12 protein-coding genes are annotated in these 16,980 nt (G+C 73.7%); 4 read left to right on the top strand and 8 right to left on the bottom strand.

Annotation, left to right across the window (positions count from 1 at the left end):
- Positions 1 to 89: 89 nt before the first annotated feature.
- Positions 90 to 833, bottom strand: coding sequence for a YqjF family protein (locus POL72_RS46295; RefSeq protein WP_272103353.1), 744 nt, complete (start codon positions 831 to 833; stop codon positions 90 to 92).
- Between the two features lie 107 nt (positions 834 to 940).
- Here POL72_RS46295 and dhaK point away from each other — a divergent pair, with 107 nt between their 5' ends.
- The 3 genes from dhaK to ptsP are packed head-to-tail and all read left to right on the top strand — an operon-like array spanning position 941 to position 5,040.
- On the top strand, positions 941 to 1,942 hold the full coding sequence (dhaK, locus tag POL72_RS46290; protein ID WP_272103351.1) for a dihydroxyacetone kinase subunit DhaK: 1,002 nt from the start codon (positions 941 to 943) through the stop codon (positions 1,940 to 1,942).
- A gap of 3 nt (positions 1,943 to 1,945) precedes the next feature.
- Positions 1,946 to 2,605 (top strand): dihydroxyacetone kinase subunit DhaL, encoded by a 660-nt coding sequence (gene dhaL / locus POL72_RS46285; protein WP_272103350.1) that lies wholly within the window; start codon positions 1,946 to 1,948, stop codon positions 2,603 to 2,605.
- A complete protein-coding gene (gene ptsP / locus POL72_RS46280) occupies positions 2,602 to 5,040 on the top strand; it encodes a phosphoenolpyruvate--protein phosphotransferase (RefSeq protein ID WP_272103348.1) in 2,439 nt (812 codons plus the stop codon). The genes dhaL and ptsP overlap by 4 nt, the downstream gene beginning before the upstream one ends.
- A 113-nt stretch (positions 5,041 to 5,153) precedes the next feature.
- Here ptsP and POL72_RS46275 read toward each other — a convergent pair whose 3' ends face one another.
- From POL72_RS46275 to POL72_RS46245, 7 genes are all read right to left on the bottom strand, one after another.
- Positions 5,154 to 6,722 carry a pentapeptide repeat-containing protein gene (locus POL72_RS46275; protein ID WP_272103347.1) on the bottom strand — a complete coding sequence of 523 codons (1,569 nt, stop codon included), beginning with the start codon at positions 6,720 to 6,722 and terminating at the stop codon, positions 5,154 to 5,156.
- Positions 6,723 to 6,733: 11 nt separating this feature from the next.
- Complete coding sequence (locus tag POL72_RS46270) at positions 6,734 to 7,354, bottom strand: pilin (protein WP_272103345.1); 621 nt, start codon at positions 7,352 to 7,354, stop codon at positions 6,734 to 6,736.
- Positions 7,355 to 7,634: 280 nt separating this feature from the next.
- A complete protein-coding gene (gene wecB / locus POL72_RS46265) occupies positions 7,635 to 8,753 on the bottom strand; it encodes a non-hydrolyzing UDP-N-acetylglucosamine 2-epimerase (protein WP_272103344.1) in 1,119 nt (372 codons plus the stop codon).
- A 156-nt stretch (positions 8,754 to 8,909) separates the two neighbouring features.
- Positions 8,910 to 11,747: a cation-translocating P-type ATPase gene (locus POL72_RS46260; RefSeq protein WP_272103342.1), complete on the bottom strand. Its 2,838-nt coding sequence runs from the start codon at positions 11,745 to 11,747 to the stop codon at positions 8,910 to 8,912.
- 287 nt (positions 11,748 to 12,034) lie between these two features.
- Positions 12,035 to 12,760: a class I SAM-dependent methyltransferase gene (locus tag POL72_RS46255; RefSeq protein WP_272103340.1), complete on the bottom strand. Its 726-nt coding sequence runs from the start codon at positions 12,758 to 12,760 to the stop codon at positions 12,035 to 12,037.
- Positions 12,761 to 12,801: 41 nt separating this feature from the next.
- Positions 12,802 to 13,752: a glycosyltransferase family 2 protein gene (locus POL72_RS46250; protein ID WP_272103338.1), complete on the bottom strand. Its 951-nt coding sequence runs from the start codon at positions 13,750 to 13,752 to the stop codon at positions 12,802 to 12,804.
- Positions 13,753 to 13,913: 161 nt separating this feature from the next.
- Positions 13,914 to 15,215: a glycosyltransferase gene (locus tag POL72_RS46245; protein ID WP_272103336.1), complete on the bottom strand. Its 1,302-nt coding sequence runs from the start codon at positions 15,213 to 15,215 to the stop codon at positions 13,914 to 13,916.
- 86 nt (positions 15,216 to 15,301) lie between these two features.
- On the opposite strand from POL72_RS46245, the gene POL72_RS46240 reads away from it, so the two are divergent.
- A complete protein-coding gene (locus tag POL72_RS46240; protein ID WP_272103335.1) occupies positions 15,302 to 16,909 on the top strand; it encodes an oligosaccharide flippase family protein in 1,608 nt (535 codons plus the stop codon).
- The last annotated feature ends 71 nt before the right edge of the window (positions 16,910 to 16,980 follow it).

The following is a 16,980-nucleotide window of genomic DNA, read 5'->3' as shown; positions in this document are numbered from 1 at the left end:
GCCGTGCCCGCGGCTCGCTGGCTCGGCTCCCCGGGGCATCGGGGCGCGGGAGCGCGATCGGTTCACCGCGCGGCCGCGGCGCGGCGACGTCACCCGCGTGGAGCGGCCGGCGTCAGCGCATAGACGTCGACGTCCACGCCTGGGCTATAGAGCACGTGCGGCGCCCCCGTCGGGGCGGGCAGGCCGGCCGCGGCGACGACGCTCTCCTCGACGTGGGTCACCTCGGCCCGGTGGAGCGGATAGGGCGCGTGGTGCACCTGCCCGATCCTGAGCGCGTCGCCGCTCGCGGCGAACAGCAGGTAGCGCTCGGCCAGGAAGTGCTCGAAGGTCCCCGGCGCCGCGGCGCCGCGGTCGATCGCCGCGCCGACGCGATAGCGCGCCTCGAAGCGCGCAGGCACGGGGCCCGGCCAGCGCCGCGCGCTGCGGTAACGGACCTCCCCGTCGCTCGATTCGAGATCCATCGAGGCGTAGTGATACGGCAGGTGCCAGCCGACCCGGGCCGCTACGACCGCGATCGCCTTGGCCGCGTCCAGGCTGAAGAACCAGACGCCCGGCGCTCGCCCCTCCTGGTGAACGTAGGTGCGGACGTTGAGCTCGTGGAAGTTCGAGATCCCCGGCACGCTCGGCGACCACCAGGGGCTGACGTCGCGCATGGTGAAGGCGACGACGCCGACGTAGGCCTTGCCCTCGAAGGTGTCGAGTTCGAGCGCAGGCGGCACGACGGCGCGGAGCGCGGCGATCGGCGTCTCCCAGTGCAGGAAGAGCAGCTCTCTCCAGCGCTGGAAGCCCGCCGGGCGGCCAGGGGGGCGGAGCGTCGGGGCGATTCGATCCACGGCGACCTCAGCATAGGACGGCGCGGTCAGAAGATCTCCTCTCGCGGCGGGCAATGGCATGGGGATATCCTGCGCGCGGAGCCGAACGGGCACGGAGCGGAGGCAGGATGAAGAAGCTCATCAATGCGCCGGACGATCTCGTCGATGAGGCGCTCGAAGGCATGGCGCTCGCTCACGCCGAGCTCCTGCGGGTGAACGCCGCGCCGCGCTTCGTCACGCGCGCGGAGGCGAAGGGCAAGGGCAAGGTCGCGCTGCTCTCCGGCGGCGGCAGCGGGCACGAGCCGCTGCACGCCGGGTTCGTCGGGCGCGGCATGCTCGACGCCGCCTGCCCCGGCGCCGTGTTCACGAGCCCGACGCCCGACCAGATCTTCGAGGCGACGCGGGCAGTCGACGGCGACGCCGGCGTGCTCCACATCATCAAGAACTACACCGGCGACGTGATGAACTTCGAGATGGCCGCCGAGCTCGCGCGCGAGGCGGGAATCCCGGTGGAGGGCGTGCTCGTGAACGACGACGTGGCGGTCGAGGACAGCCTGTACACTGCCGGACGGCGCGGCGTGGGGACGACCGTCCTCGTCGAGAAGATCTGCGGCGGCGCCGCCGAGGCGGGCCGCCCGCTCGAGGAGGTGGCGGCGCTCGGTCGACGGGTCAACGCGCGCGGCCGAAGCATGGGGGTCGCGCTCTCCGCCTGCACGGTGCCGCACGCCGGCAAGCCATCGTTCGAGCTCGGCGCGGACGAGATGGAGGTCGGCATCGGCATCCACGGCGAGCCCGGCCGGCGGCGGGCCAAGCTGGAGCCGGCCGACCGGGTGGCCGAGATCCTGATGCAGCCGATCCTCGACGACCTGCCGTTCGAGCCGGGCGACGACGTGCTGCTGTTCGTCAACGGCATGGGCGGGACGCCGCTCCTCGAGCTCTACGTCGTGTACCGCAAGGCGCGCGCGATCGCGCAGGGCCGCGGCCTCAAGGTCGCGCGCAGCCTCGTGGGGTCGTACATCACGTCGCTCGAGATGGCCGGCGCGTCGGCGACCCTGCTCAAGCTCGACGACGAGATGCTCCGCTGGTGGGACGCGCCCGTGCACACGCCGGCGCTGCGCTGGGGGACCTGAGCCATGGACGCCTTGAGCGGCGCGCACATCGCGGCGTGGATCGAGCGCGCGGCCGACGTCATGGAGCGCGAGAAGGCGCTCCTGACCGAGCTCGACGCGGCGATCGGCGACAGCGACCACGGCGTCAACATGGCGCGCGGCTTCACGGCGGTGCGCTCCCGGCTCGGCGGCCTCGATCACGGCGACGTCGGCGCGCTGCTGAAGGGCGTCGGGATGATCTTGCTGTCGACCGTCGGCGGGGCGAGCGGCCCGCTCTACGGCACGCTGTTCCGCGACGCGGGCCAGCGGGCGGCCGGCGCGGCGGCGCTCGACCTCGCGGCCCTGGCCGGGTGCCTCGAGGCGGGCCTCGACGGCGTGAAGCGGCGAGGCAAGGCATCGCCCGGCGACAAGACGATGGTCGACGCGCTCTCCCCTGCGGTCGACGCGCTCAAGGCCGCGCTGAGCGCGCCGGCGCCCACGGGCGGGCCGGCGCGCTCCCCGCTCATGGACGGGCTCGCCCGCGCCGCCGAGGCGGCGCAGGCCGGCGCGCTCGCGACCGTGCCGCTCATCGCTCGCAAGGGCCGGGCGAGCTACCTCGGAGAGCGCAGCGCTGGGCACCAGGACCCCGGCGCCACGTCGTGTTCGCTCTTGCTGCGGAGCCTGGCCGCGACGGCAGGCGTATGAGCGGGGCGGCGGGCCGCGTCGGGCTCGTCCTGGTCTCGCACAGCCGAGAGCTCGCCGAGGCCACCGAGGCGCTGGCCCGCCAGATGACCGGCGAGGCGGTCGCCATCGCCTGCGCGGCGGGCGCGGGCGACGGCGGCGCCGAGCTCGGCACCGACGCGACCGCGATCGCCGCGGCGATCGAGCGCGTCTGCGGGCCGGCCGGCGCCGTCGTGCTGATGGACATCGGCGGCGCGATCCTGAGCGCCGAGACGGCGCTCGAGCTCGTCGATCCGGCCGTCGCCGCGCGGACGCGCCTCTCCGGCGGGCCGATCGTGGAAGGGGCGATCGCGGCCGCCGTGCGGGCGGCGGCGGGCGGCACGCTCGATCAGGTCGCCGCGGAGACGCGGCAGGCGCTCGCTCCGAAGGCCGAGCATCTCGGCGAGGCGGAGCGCCCCGCGGCGGCGGCCGGGGCCGCGACCGCGCCGGCCGCGACGGCCGCGACGGTCGAGCTGGCGATCGCCGATCCGAGCGGCCTCCACGCCCGCCCTGCCGCGCGGCTCATCACGCGCGCGGCGGCCTTCGACGCGGCGATCACCCTGGAGAACGTGACGGCCGCGCGCGGTCCGGTGCCGGCCTCGAGCCTGATCGTGCTCGCCTCCCTCGGCGCGCGCCGGGGCGACGTGCTGCGCTTGCGCGCGACCGGCCGGCAGGCGGGCGAGGCCGTCGAGGCGCTCGCTGCGCTCCTGCAGCGCGATGCGCCAGCGGCCGCGCATACGGCGCCCCCCGCGTCGTGCCACGCGATCCCCGTCGCGCCCGGCATCGCGCTCGGCCCGATGGTCCGGCTGGTGCGGTCCGTCCCGGAGGTCCCCGAGACAACGGTCGACGATCCTGTGGCCGAGGCCGAGCGGCTGCGGCGCGCGCTCGATCTGGCCGCGCAGGACCTCGGCAGCGCGCTGCGCGGCACCGACATCCTCGACGCGCATCAAGCGCTGCTCTGCGACCCGGCGCTCGTCGACGAGGCGATCGGGCGCATCGAGCGGGAGCGCTGCAACGCCGCCTGGGCCTTCCGCCAGGCGATCGACGCTGCGGCCGCGATCTACCGGCAGCTCGACGACCCGTACCTGCGGGCGCGCGAGGCCGACGTCCACGACGTGGGCGACGCCGTGGTGCGCGCCCTGCTCGGCGGCGCCGCGGCGGTGCTGCCCGAAGGTCCGCCGGCCGTCGTCGTGGCCGAGGACCTCACGCCGTCGGAGGCCGCGCGGCTCGAACCGGGGCGGGTGCTCGGCGTCATCGACCGGCGCGGCGGTCCCACCTCGCACGCCGCCATCCTGCTGCGGAGCGCCGGCATCCCCGCGGTCGCCGGGGCCGCGGCGCTGGTGCCGGACATCGGCGGCGCGCGCGCCGGCCTCGACGGTGCGACCGGCGAGGTGTGGCTCGACCCGGATCCCGAGACCACGATCGAGCTCGAGCGGCGGCAGGCGGCCCTCCGTGCGTCACGGCGGCCGCCAGGCGCCCGGGACGGCCGGTTGCGCCTCGCCTGCGGCCGCGAGGTCGAGCTCTGGGCGAACGTGGCTGGCGCCTCGGACGCGCGCGCCGCGCGCGAGGCCGGCGCCCTCGGGATAGGGCTCCTGCGCACCGAGATGCTGTTCCTGGACCGCGTGGACGAGCCCGGCGAGGCCGAGCAGGCGGAGCTGCTCGCGGAGATCTTCGCGGCGTTCGCCGGCGCTCCGATCGTGGTCCGAACGCTCGACGTCGGCGGCGACAAGGCGCTGCCGTACCTCGAGCTCGAGGCCGAGGCGAACCCCAGCCTGGGCGTCCGCGGCGTCCGCCTCTCCCTCGCGCGGCCGGCGCTGCTCGAGGCGCAGCTCCGCGCGATCCTCGTCGCTGGGCGCGGCCATGACATCCGGGTGCTGGTCCCGATGGTCTCGACCGCCGCGGAGGTGAGCGCCGTGCGCGCCGCGCTGGAGCGCGCGCACGAGGCGCTCGCGGCGACGGGCGCGGCGCACCGCTGGCCCGTGGCCACGGGCATCATGGTCGAGGTGCCGTCGGCGGCGCTCATGGCGGAGCGCCTCGCGCGCCAGGCGGACTTCTTCAGCATCGGGACCAACGATCTGACGCAGCACACGCTGGCGGCCGAGCGCGGTCACCCCCGGCTGCACGCGCTCGCGGATCCGGCGCACCCGGCCGTGCTGCGGCTCGTGCGCGCGGTGGTGGAGGCGGGGCACGCCGCGAGGCGGCCGGTCTCTGTGTGCGGCGAGGCCGCCGGCGATCCCGGCGTCGCGCCGCTCCTCGTCGGGCTCGGCGTCACGCGCCTCAGCATGTGCGCCTCCGCGTTCGACGCGGTGGAGGACGCGCTCGCCGGTGCGTCGTTCGCCGATCTCGCCGCCATCGCCGAGGAGGCGCTCGCGGTCGACGATGCGGCGGCGGCCCGCGCGGCGGCGCGCCGTCCGGGCTGACGTCGCTGCCGTGACCGAGCCGCCAGACGCCTGGCGACGGACATCCAGACGTCCGGCCGGCGCGGCGCCCGACCTCCAGGGCGATCCGGGCCGCGACCGTCGATCGCCGCCCGTTACGGCGCTCCCGCCGGCGCGGCGCCCTCGTGCGCGGAGCGCGCGGCGGCGTCGCCCGAGGGCTGGCTTGCCCGCGCCGGGTGTCCCAGCAGGCACGCGCTGTCGTCGGGCAGCTCGGTCGCCGCATCGCACGCCGCGAGCTCCCAGCCGATCGCCTGTTCTGTGTCGCTCCCGGTGAGGTCGGCGCCTCGGAGGTTGGCAGCGGTCAGATCGGCGCTCCCGAAGGTCGACTCCATCAGCGCGGCGTTCGAGAGGTCCGCCCCCGCGAGGCGCGCGTTCCGGAAGCTGGTCTGGGTGAGATCGGCCCGGGAGAGGTCGAGCCCCGACAGATCCAGCCCCTCGAAGCTGCGGTGACCGCTCCGCGCGAGGAGGCGTACGGCGGCCGACCGTTGCGCGGCGTCGCCCGAGGCGAGCGTGGCGCGCAGCCGGAAGACCGCGAGGCGCGACGGATCGAGGCCGTAGACGAGCGTCGCGGCGAGCGCGGCGAGCACGAGGCGGGCGCCCAGGGAGCGCGCGGCGTCGCGCTCGGTACCGAAGAGAGGCAGCGCGAACGTCATGAGCGCCGCGCCCAGCACGCTGCCGGCGTGCGCTACCACGAGGAGGCCGTGCGGAGGGATCTTGGCCAGAGCGACGGCGGCCGCGAGGACGAGGAGCAATGCGCCGCCGGCGAGCGCGAGGCGCAGCTCGGTCGGCCGCGCGAGCAAGGGCGAGTCTGGCGCCCTCGTAGGGCCACCGGACACGCCGGGGCGGCGGACCGGCGGAGCCTCGCGCTCACCGGCAGCGCGGCGCGAGGCGCTGGCGGCCGCGCCCTGGCGAGGCCCGTCGGTCGCGATGGACATCCGCTGCGACTCGGGTATCCGCTGCGACTCGGGTGGCGCCGAGATCCGTTGCGATGACCACGCCGCCTCCATCCGTCGCGAGTCCGGCGCTGCCTCCATCCGCCGCGAGTCCGGCGCTGCCTCCATCCGCCGCGAGTCCGGCGCTGCCTCCATCCGCCGCGAGTCCGGCGCCGCCTCCATCCGCCGCGAGTCCGGCGCTGCGGGGAGACGGCTCCGCTCCGCGCTCTCGGGGACCGCGTCGGCGCTCGCGAGGGCGTCGCGCAGCGGCGAAGGGAACGACGCGATGTCGTCGAACGACGCGCCCGCGCTCGCCAGCGCCAGGATGGCCTCCTCGTCGAAGCCGGAGCGCGCGCACGCCGACGGATCGACGCGCGCGCCCACGAGCGAGCCCGCCGAGGAGAACGAGCGCGGGAGCTTGGCCCCGCGCAGGTCCGCGGCCGCGAGCAGCGCCCCGCCGAGCAGCGCCCCCGAGAGATCGGCCCAGCGCAGGTCGGCCCCGGTGAGGTCGGCGTTGACGAGCGACGCGGCGTCGAGCCGCGCCCCCCCGAGGTTCGCGCCGGTGAGCTTGGCCCCGTCGAGGCGCGCACCCGCGAGGTTCGCGCCCTGGAGGTCGGCGCAGCGCAGGTGCGCGGCCGCGAGGTCCGCGCCCGGGAGCTCGATCGCGGTGCTATCGCCGCCGCGACGCGACGACAGGGCACCGAAGAGCGTGTGGAGAGCTGCGGTGTCCATGGCGGCGCCGCCTACTCATCCGGGTCGATGGTGCCGATCGTGCTGGCGAACACCACCTGCCCGTCCTTCATGTAGCCGTCCAGCGCGAACCACGCGTGCGTATTGTCCCCGTCGAGGTCGCCTCGCGCATAGGCGGCCCACCTGCGATCCTCCGGCACGTCCTCCGGAAAATGGTTGACGGAGACGGGCATGGGAGACCCGCCGAGTCGATATCGATACTGGTACGACTGGGGCTGGGTGATCGCGAACCCAAGGCACTTCCAGCCCACGGTCGGACTGCCGGTGTTGTAGTCAACACCCGGGCTGGGGTCGGGCTGATACTTCTTCCCCTGGACACGAGAGAACCCGTTGGGCACCGTGACCGCATCGCTGCACAGCGGCTGGATCGCCGTGGTGCCCGACATCGCCTGGAGGCGCTCGACCGAACCGACGACGGCCCTAGCGATGCCGCCGATCGTCTGCTTGGCCTCGGCCGATTTGGCGAACACGAGGTACTTGGACACCCCCTGGGTCGCCAAGGCGGCCAGGATCGTCACGACCCCGCCCGCGACCATCACCTCGACGAGCGAGAAACCTCGTTGACCTCGCCCTCGAGCCGCCCACTCCACGCCAGGTCGAAAATTTCTTGCCACGATACAACTATATACCGGGGCTGTTCATCGATAAACAAGCACAACCCAGAGCGCTCCGGTCCATGGAACGCTGTTTGGTCGGGGGTTGTGGGGAGTGTGGTCGCGCGGGCGGCTCGACTCCCACGTAGGCCACGGAAGAAGCGATGTGGCGCGTGGTGAGCGCGCGTGGTGCATCCTACGCTCGGCGTCGCGTCAATCGCGTCAATCGCGTCAGTCGCGTCGGTCGCTCCCGCCGCACCGGCCGCTCCGGGACGGCGGCGAGCGCGGACGGGCGGTGGGCTCAGGCGCGCGGGCCAGCGGTCTTGGGCGGCGGATCCCCCGCGAGGAACGCTTCCAGCGCATCGGCGATGCGCTCGCCGGTCTTGCCGTCCCATCCTTCGGGTACGGAGCCTCGCTTGGCGCGGCCGTCGAGGATGGCGTCGACCTCGCGCGCGATGAGCGCGGCGTCGAGCCCGACGACGATGTTCGTGCCCTGCGTCACGGTGATGGGTCGCTCGGTGCCCTGACGCATCGTGAGGCACGGGATCCCGAGCGCGGTCGTCTCTTCCTGGATGCCGCCGGAGTCAGTGGCGACGAGCAGCGCATTGCCCATCACGGTCACGAAATCGTCGTATCCGAGCGGCTCCATGATCCGGAGCCCCTTCGTCTCGCGGAGGCGCGCCGACAGCCCGAACGACTCGGCGCGGGCGACGGTGCGCGGGTGGACGGGGAACACGGTCGGCAGGCGCTGCGCGATCGCCTCGAGCGCGTCGAGCGTCTCGGCGAGCCGCTCGGCGCTGTCGACGTTGGCCGGGCGGTGGAGCGTCGCGATCGCGTACTTCTTCGGCTCGAGCCCGAAGCGCGAGAGCGCGTCCGTCTGGCGCTTGAGGGCGTAGTGGACCGAGTCGATCATCACGTTGCCGACGAACCGGATGCGCTCGGGCGCGATGCCCTCGGCGAGCAGGTTGGGGTGGGCGTCGTGAGAGGGGGTGAGCAGGAGATCGGAGAGCTGGTCGGTGAGGACGCGGTTGATCTCCTCGGGCATCGTCCAGTCGCGCGAGCGCAGCCCGGACTCCACGTGGACGACAGGAATGCCGAGCTTGGACGCCGCGAGCGCGCCTGCGAGGGTGCTGGTGACGTCCCCGACGACGACAACCACCTTGGGCCGGTGCTCGATCATGTCGGCCTCGGCGCCGACGAGGACCGCCGCGGTCTGCTGGGCGTGCGAGCCGCCGCCTGCCTTCAGCGTGTGATCCGGCGTGGGCAGGCCGAGGTCCCGGAAGAACACGTCGCTCATCGTCGTGTCGAAGTGCTGCCCCGTGTGGAGCAGCCGCATCGGTAGGCGGCGCGCCTTGAGGGCGCGGCAGATGGGGGCGAGCTTCATGAAGTTCGGGCGCGTCGCGGCGACGAGGTAGATCATCTCGACCGAGGATGATGCCGTGGTACCCGGCGCAGCACCAGCGTTTTGACGGAGCCGCGGGCGAGGCCGATCCGCGATTCTGCTCGCCTGCCTCCTCGCTCCCCGCGCCTCGCCTCCGCCGCGGCCGGCGCTCGATATCCTCACTACCTACGATGCCTACGCGCCGCGGTTCACCATCGCGCCCGCGACGCCGCCCACGTCGGACGCGTCGGACCTGCGCTCGCGCTGCGCCGAGCGCCGCGCCCGGCGTGTGCGCCACCACCGCTCGGCGCTCATCACCGGCAAGATCGTCATCGCCACCAGCGTCGACTTCACCCACGCGTCGAGCGAGAGCGGCGCCGAGCCGAACAGCGTGTGCATGAACGGCACATAGACGAAGCAGAGCTGCAGGGCGAGCAGCGCGCCGATCCCGACGTAGACCCAGGGATTCGAGAACAGCCCGATCTTCAGCATCGAATCGCGCAGCGACCGGCAGTTGAGCACGTAGAAGATCTGGAACAGCACGACCGTCGTGACCGCCGCGGTCTGGGCCTCGCGGTAGGCGATCTCCGAGACGACGCCGCCGCGCACCTCCATGAAGTACTCGTAAAAGAACAGCCCGATCGCCCCAGCAGTCATGAGGACCGCGACGATCGCCGTTCGCACGAGCACGAACCGGCTCAGGATCGGCTCGCTCGGATCCCGGGGCGGGCGGCTCATCACGTCCTTCTCCATCGCCTCGAACGCGAGCGGCAGGGAGAGCGCCACCGTGGCCACCAGGTTGACCCAGAGGATCTGGACGGCCGTGATCGGCATGAGCGGCGCGCCCCCGACGATCGGGAAGCTCATCACCGCCACGAGCAGGATCAACGCCTCGCCCAGGTTCGTCGGCAGCACGAACGCGAGCGCCTTGACCAGGTTGTCATAGACGCGGCGCCCCTCCTCGACCGCCGCCCGGATGCTCGCGAAGTTGTCGTCCGTCAGGACGACGTCGGCGGACTCCTTCGACACCGCGGTGCCCGTGATCCCCATGGCCACGCCGATGTCCGCCTGCTTGAGCGCCGGCGCGTCGTTCACGCCGTCGCCGGTCATCGCGACGACCCTCCCCTCGGCCTGCAGCGCCTTCACCAGGCGGAGCTTGTGCTCCGGGGCGACACGCGCGAACACGTGCGTGGACGTCGCCGCCGCGCGCAGCTCGCCCTCCGAGAGCCGCGAGAGCTCCGTGCCGTTCATCGCGCGCGCCCCGTCGGGCACGAGCCCGAGCTGCCCGCCGATCGCCCGCGCGGTCGCCAGGTGGTCGCCGGTGATCATCTTCACGGTGATCCCGGCCGCGTGGCACGCCTTGATCGCGTCGATCGCCTCGGGGCGCGGCGGGTCGATCATCCCCTCCAGGCCGAGGAGCTCGAACCCCTCCGGGAGGTGCGCCTCGTCGAGCGAGGCCGCGTCGCGGCCCGCCGGCCGCGAGGCCACGGCGAGCACGCGCATGCCCTGCGCCGCCATCCGCTCGACCTGCGCCATCACCTGGGCCCGCCCCGCCTCGCCGAGCGCGGCGCGGCCGAGCACCGCCTCGGGCGCCCCCTTCATGAAGATCACCCGGTCTCCGCCGGGGGCCTCGTGGAGCGTCGCCATGAGCTGCCGCTCCGAGGAGAACGGGACGACATCGACGCGGGGGTGCTCCCGCCGCGTCCCCTCGACGTCCACGCCGAGCTTCTGGGCCGCGACGACGAGCGCGCCCTCGGTCGGGTCGCCCTCGATGCCGCAGGCGTCCGCCTCGCGCGTCATGCGGGCGTCGTTGCAGAGCAGCCCCGCGCGGAGCAGCGCGCGCACCGCCTCGGGCACCTCGCCGACCGGTGCGCCGTCGCGTCGGAGCTCGCCTTCGGGCGCGTAGCCGACGCCGGTCACCTCGAGCGCCGCTCCGGCCTGCTCGAGCGCCGCCTCCCCTTGCGCGCCGGCCGCGGGCGTCCACAGGGCGCGGACCGTCATCTCGTTCCGCGTCAGCGTTCCTGTCTTGTCCGAGCAGATGACGCCCGTGCTGCCCAGCGTCTCGACCGCGGGCAGCTTCCGGATCACCGCGCGGCGCCGCGCCATCCGCTGCACGCCGATGGCGAGCGAGATGGTGATGATCGCGGGCAGCCCCTCCGGGATCGCGGCGACCGCGAGCGAGATGCCCGCGAGCATCGCGTCGACCGGCGGGTAGCCCCGGAGCAGCGCGACCCCGACGATGAGCAGCGCGACGGCGACGATCGCGATGGTCAGCACGCGGCCGACCTTGGCCATCGAGCGCGTGAGCGGCGTCTCGATCTCGGTCGCCTCGTGGAGCATCGAGGAGATGCGGCCGAGCTCGGTCGCGGCGCCCGTGGCGACGACCACCGCGGTGGCCGCGCCGCTGGTCACGAGCGTCCCGCCGAAGGCGAGGTTCTTTCGATCGCCGACGCCGGCGTCCTCGGGGACCGCCGCGACGTGTTTGTCCGATGGCACCGACTCCCCGGTGAGCGCCGACTCGTCCACGTGGAGGTTCTTCACCGAGAGCAGCCGGGCGTCGGCGGGGACCTTGTCGCCGGCGTCGAGCACCACCACGTCGCCGGGGACCACGTCGGCGGCGGGGATCACGCTCCGCTGGCCGCCGCGCACGACCGTGGCCGTCTGGGGCACCATGTCGACGAGCGCCTCGATCGCCTTGCCCGCGCGGAGCTCCTGGACGAAGCCGATCGCCGTGTTGAGCACCACGACCGCCAGCACGACCGACCCGTCGATCGCCTCGCCCATGGCCATCGCGAGGGCCGCCGACGCGAGCAGCACGTAGATGAGCGGGTCGTTGATCTGACGGAAGAGCAGCTTGAGCGGGCCGTCGCCCTTCGCGCGCTGGATCACGTTGGGCCCGACGTCCTTGAGCCGCCGGGCGGCCTCGTCGCCCGCGAGGCCGGCCTCGGCGCTCTCGATCCTGGAGAGCACATCGGGGACAGGCAGGCTGTGCCAGGCGATCGCGGCCGATGGGGGGAGGACGCGTTGGGACATGGAGTCATCTCCTGCGGCGGCAGCCGCGCTGTGCGCGCTGATCCGGCCGGCTGTGGCTGCTCATCACGTGGTCTTCACGTGGCTGGCGCGTGGTTTCCCCTGTCATTCGGCACGTCTCATGCCAGACCACGCCAGAGCGGAGCCGGGCTGTTCAGCACCTGGGGGCCCGCGCGGGCAGGCTGCCGGCGGGACCTTTTCACCCCGCCGAGGAATTTTGCCCCACAACGCTCGCCTCGCGCGCCCGGCGGCGCGTCAGCGGGCGTGGGCTCGCGGCGCTTGCTGGTGGCCTAACCGCGCGCGTACGCGAAGGTGCCGTCGATGTTGAGCAGCCGCGTCGCCTGGACGAGCTCGGCCACGGTCACGCCGAAGCGCCGCACGAGCCGGTCGGCGACGTCGCGCCGGAGGATGTCCCTGCGAAAGACGTGCAGCGCGCGGGGGGCGAAATACCCCTCGAGCTCCGCGAACGTGAGGCGCTGGTAGTCGGCGGTGCCGGGGATGGGTCGCCGCGACACGACATCGTAAAAAAAGAAGATGCCGCCCGGCCGGAGCAGGCGGAGCGCCTTGTCCATCAGGCCTCGCTTGAGCTCCGCGTTGGTCACCGACGACAGGACGGCGAACATCATCACCACGTCGAACGGGCCCCCGAGGTCGGCCGTCAGGAAGTCGCCCGCGACGAAGCGGATGCCAGCGAAGCGAGAGCGCGCGACCTCCGTGCGCTGCGCGACGAGATCGATGCCGGTGAGGCGCGTCGGATCCGCGCCGAGCTCGACCAGCCACGCCAGGTTGGATCCAGACCCGCAGCCCACGTCGAGCACCGACATCTCGCGCAGCGCCTCGGGCGTGCGCACGCCGCACGCGACGAGCGCCTCGCGCAGGCGGCGCTGCCGCTGCCGCGCGACGAGGTACGGGTGGGCGTTGAGCAGGCTCGCCCAGGGGTTCGCGGGCAGGAAGCGCTCGGTGTAGTGCCGGTTGATCGCCGCGAGATCCCGCTCGAAGCCGCCCTCTTCAGCCATCGATCCGCCTCCCTCCCCGCGCGCGCCGCCTGCCTGTTCCATCAACGCTGCCCCACGGCCCACGCCGGCAGGCGCTGGACCCCCCAGCGCACCGCCTTGAGCAGCCCGAGCGCCACCGTTTGCTCCACCGTGAGCCGGCGGTGCGGCTTCCGCCGCGCGAGGTACGCGTCGAGGTAGCGCAGGAACTCGGGGTCCGGCTCCATGCCGCCCACCTCGCGCCGGATGCGCCGGTACTTGCGCGTCTTCCAGATGAAGTTCTCCCAGCTGTCGAAGTAGTCGTGCCGCATCAGGAGATCGGGCACGTAGACGACCCGCAGTTCGGGGAAGTCCTTCGCGATCCGGTAGACGAGGTAGACCCCCTCGGCGCCGTAGAACTGATCGGGAAAGCCCCCGGTCGAGAGGTAGACGCCGCGCCGGATCGCCATGTGCCCCTCGGTCGCGAGGACGTCGTCGACGACGTCGTCGCCGCGGTCGTAGTGCCCCGCGAGCGTGCAGAAATAGGGGTGCTCCTTGGGGATGATCCGGCCGCGCATCGCCGCGATGCGGGGGTCCTGGAAGACGCGGCAGACGACCTCGACGAACGTCGGCGCGATCAGCCCGTCGTCGTCGATGAAGGCGACGTACTCGCCCCGCGCCCAGGCGATGGCGGCGTTGCGCGCGGCGTTCAGCGGAATGCCGTCGGTGAGGCGCAGCTCGACGTCGACGAGCGGGGCCGAGCGCGGCCGCAGGTGCTCGATGCCGCCGCTGTCCGCGAGCAGGATCTCGAACGGCACGTCGAGCGCGGCCGTCTGGCCGCGCGCGTGCTGGAGGCACTCGATCAGGTAGTCCTTCGCCTTGTAGGAGATGACGATCAGCGTCAGCTTCGGCGACGGGACCTCGCGCCGCACGATGAGCTCCTTCACCTCGGGCGCGTACTTCGCGCGCCACGCCTCCTGAAGGGCGCGCTCGGCCTCGGGGAGCCCCGCTCGATCCTGGAGAAGATGGTCAGGCATCGCGGGCTCGCATGCCACGGGGGCCGCCGCGCAGGCAAGGATGTCGCGCGGGCGCCGTCCGGGGAGCGGCGTCGGCGCGCGCCCCGAGCGCGGCTTCAGGCGCGTGCGCTCAGCTCGGAGAGCGCGGCTTCAGGCGCGCGCTCAGCGCGGAGAGCGCGGCTTCAGCCCCTGTGGCTCGCCGTGACACGCTCGAAGAGGCGCGCCAGCGCCCCCGCGCTGGCGCGCGCGCTCAGCGCGGAGAGCGTCGCGTGATCGGGCTCGACGAGCGGCCGGCCGGCCGCGCGCGCGTCGAGCGCGTCCTCGATGCGGCGCTCGATCGCCGCGGCGTCGCCGGCCGCGTGCGTCCAGCCGAGGCGGGTCGCGTCGAGGATGCGCGCGACCTCGGGGGACGGCGAGACCGCGAGGATGGGCGCGCGCGCGAGGAGGTAGTCATAGAGCTTGCCTGGCAAGAGGTGGGGCTCGTCGCCGAAGCCGGTGAGCAGCGCCAGGTCCGCGCCCGCGACGATGCCGAGCCCCTCGGCGTACGGCAGCACCGTGCGGTGCTCGAAGAGCCGCGACACCCCGAGCTCCTCGGCGAGGCGGAGGTCGCTCTTCGCGACGCGCCCCAGGTTGAGCAGCCGGATCGCGCCCGGGCCCAGCGACCTCCTGCGCGCGACGGCCGCCAGCGCCCGGACGAACGGCGCGAGGGTGCGCTCGCTGTAGCAGTTGCCGAAGTGCACGAGCGTCACGGCCTCGCCGCGCCGCGGGGCGACCGCCGCGTCCGGATCGAAGCCCGTCCGGATGCACTCGACGCGGCGCGCGATCCCCCGCTCGGCGTAGGCGTCGCGGGTCATCTCGGACGTCACCGTGAAGGCCGCGGCGGCGCCCACCACGGCCCGCTCGACGAGCGCCGCGGCCGCGCGGCTCCACGCGGGCCGCGTCGCCATCACCGGGCCGAACGACCAAGGATCGCGGAAGTCGACGACGACGGGTCGGCCGATGGCCCTGCCGGCCAGCACGCCCGCGAGCACGGCCTCCCACGGCGCCCCGCTCGCGAAGATCACCTCGGCGCCGACCTCGCGGGCGAGGCGCGCGACGCGGACCGCCAGGGCCGGGACGCGCCCCGTGTTCGGTCCGATCACCGGCACGTAGCGGACCTCGGCGGCGAGGCGCGCGAGGCCTCTGCGGCGCGCGATCGGCGGCGCGGCCTCGGTCGGCGCCTCGAGGGTGCCGTCCGAGCCGAGCGCCCGGCGCGGCATGCGCGCAAGCTCGGCCTCGGAGAGGTAGTCGCGGCGCACGTCGCCCGCGGGCAGCGAGCCCTCCGCGAACGACGGATCCAGCCGCTCTCCTGGAGGCGGCCTCGCGGTGAGCACCGTCGCGGCCCAGCCATGCTCGGGTAGAAATTTCGCGAATCGGTACGCGCGCTTACCGCCGACGCTGAACCGCGGTGGAAAGTAGTAGCTCACGAGGAGCGCGCGCCTCATGGCCGCGCCTATATCACGGCCGCCCCTCGCGCCACGCGCTCGCCTCGGGAGGCCGCTCCTGCCCGCGCATGTGCTACCGAGCCGCCATGCAGGACGAGCAGCCCGCCCCGGTCGAGCCGAGCGCGCCCTCGCGGGCCCCGGAGGTCGCGCCGGCTGCCAAGGAGGCGCCGCGCCCGGGCGAGGCGCAGGGCACGTCGCTGGCCGACCGGATCGGGATGATCGTCGGCGGGCAGTTCGTCAACACGCTCATCGTCCTCGTGCAGGGCGTCGTCGTGGTGCGGCTGCTCGGCAAGGCCGAGTACGGCGTGCTCGCCTTCGCGACGATGCTGTTCATGACGGGGCGCGATCTCGCGCAGCTCTACCTCCCGGAGTCGTTCCTCTATTTCGCGCCCAAGGTGACCCGCGCCGAGCTCCGCGGGCTGGTGCGGCAGAGCATGCTGCTCCTGGTCGGCCTCGGGGCGCTCTCCGCGCTGGCCTTCTCGGTGTTCGCCCTGGTCCCCAGCGTCTTCCTCGATGGCCGCGAGGGCGTCACGCGGCTCCTCCTGCTCATCGGCCTCATGAGCGTGATCTCCTACCCGGCGAGCGTGTTCGGCCCGCTCTTCATCGCGACGAACAACCACCGCAAGTCGGCGGGGGTCGCGCTGATCGTCACGCTCTCGAGCGCCGCGGGCGCGATCGTCCCCGCGGCGCTCGGGTGCTCGATCGCCTGGATCGTGGCCGCCCAGTGCGCGGCGCAGGCCCTCCGGCTCGGGCTCTCGTACCGGCTCTACGCGCGGCTGTTCCAGGACGTCGCCGCCGCCCCGTTCCCTGGCGGCGTCAGGGCGCAGCTCGCCTACGCGCTCCCGCTCTCGGTGACGCGCTTCGCCGGCCTCTTCAACCAGAAGCTCGACAAGTTCGTCATTGGCCTGTTCTTCAGCGCGGGCCTGTATGCCGAGTTCTCCGTCGGCTCGCAGGAGCTCCCGCTCGTCGGCGTCCTCGCCTACTCCGTCGCCTCGACGATGCTCCCCGACCTCGTCGCCCGCGTCGAGAACGGGCGGACGCCCGCGGAGGGCGCGCGGGCGGCGATCGACCTGTGGCACTCGGGCATCCGCAAGACGACGCTGATCATGCTCCCGGTCGCGGCGTTCCTCCTCCTCTTCGCCGAGCCGCTCATGCGCACCATCTACGGCGACGCCTACGTCGGCGCGGCCGTGCCGTTCCGCATCTACGCAGCGCTCCTGCCGCTGCGCGTGACCGCGTATGCGATCATGCTGATGGCGTTCGGCAAGACGTCGTTCATCCTGCGGATCCAGGTGGTGTCGATGGTGTTCAACACCGCGGCGAACCTGGTCCTCCTGCCCACGATCGGCATGGTCGGCGCGCCGCTCTCGGCCGTCCTGACCCAGGTGCTCGTGATCGCCTCGACGGTCGCCTGCATCGCTCGCTTCTCTGGCGTGGGCCTCCGCGGCGTCTTCCCGTGGGGCCATTACGGGCGCGTCGCGGCCACCGCGATCGTGGCCGCGGCGCCGCTCGCCGCGTTCCTGCTCACGGGCGCGACCGACAGGCGCCCCGCGCTCAGCCTCGCGCTCTGCGCCCCGCTCTACGCGGGCCTCTACCTCGTGGCCGCGCGGGTCACCGGCGTGCTCGCTCCCGAGGACCGGGCGTTCGTGGCGCGCTGGCTGCGCCTGGAGCCGCTGCGGAGTCGCCACGGCTGACGGGTCCGCGCGCGTCGCCCCCTCGCTGTCTCGGGCGGCGAACGACGGCTGCCGGCGCGGAATCGGCGCAA

The organism is Sorangium aterium (genome assembly GCF_028368935.1).
Taxonomy (GTDB): Bacteria; Myxococcota_A; Polyangia; order Polyangiales; family Polyangiaceae; genus Sorangium; species Sorangium atrum.
Note: the sequence above shows the minus strand (reverse complement) of the source record. Positions and strands in the feature narration are given on the sequence as shown.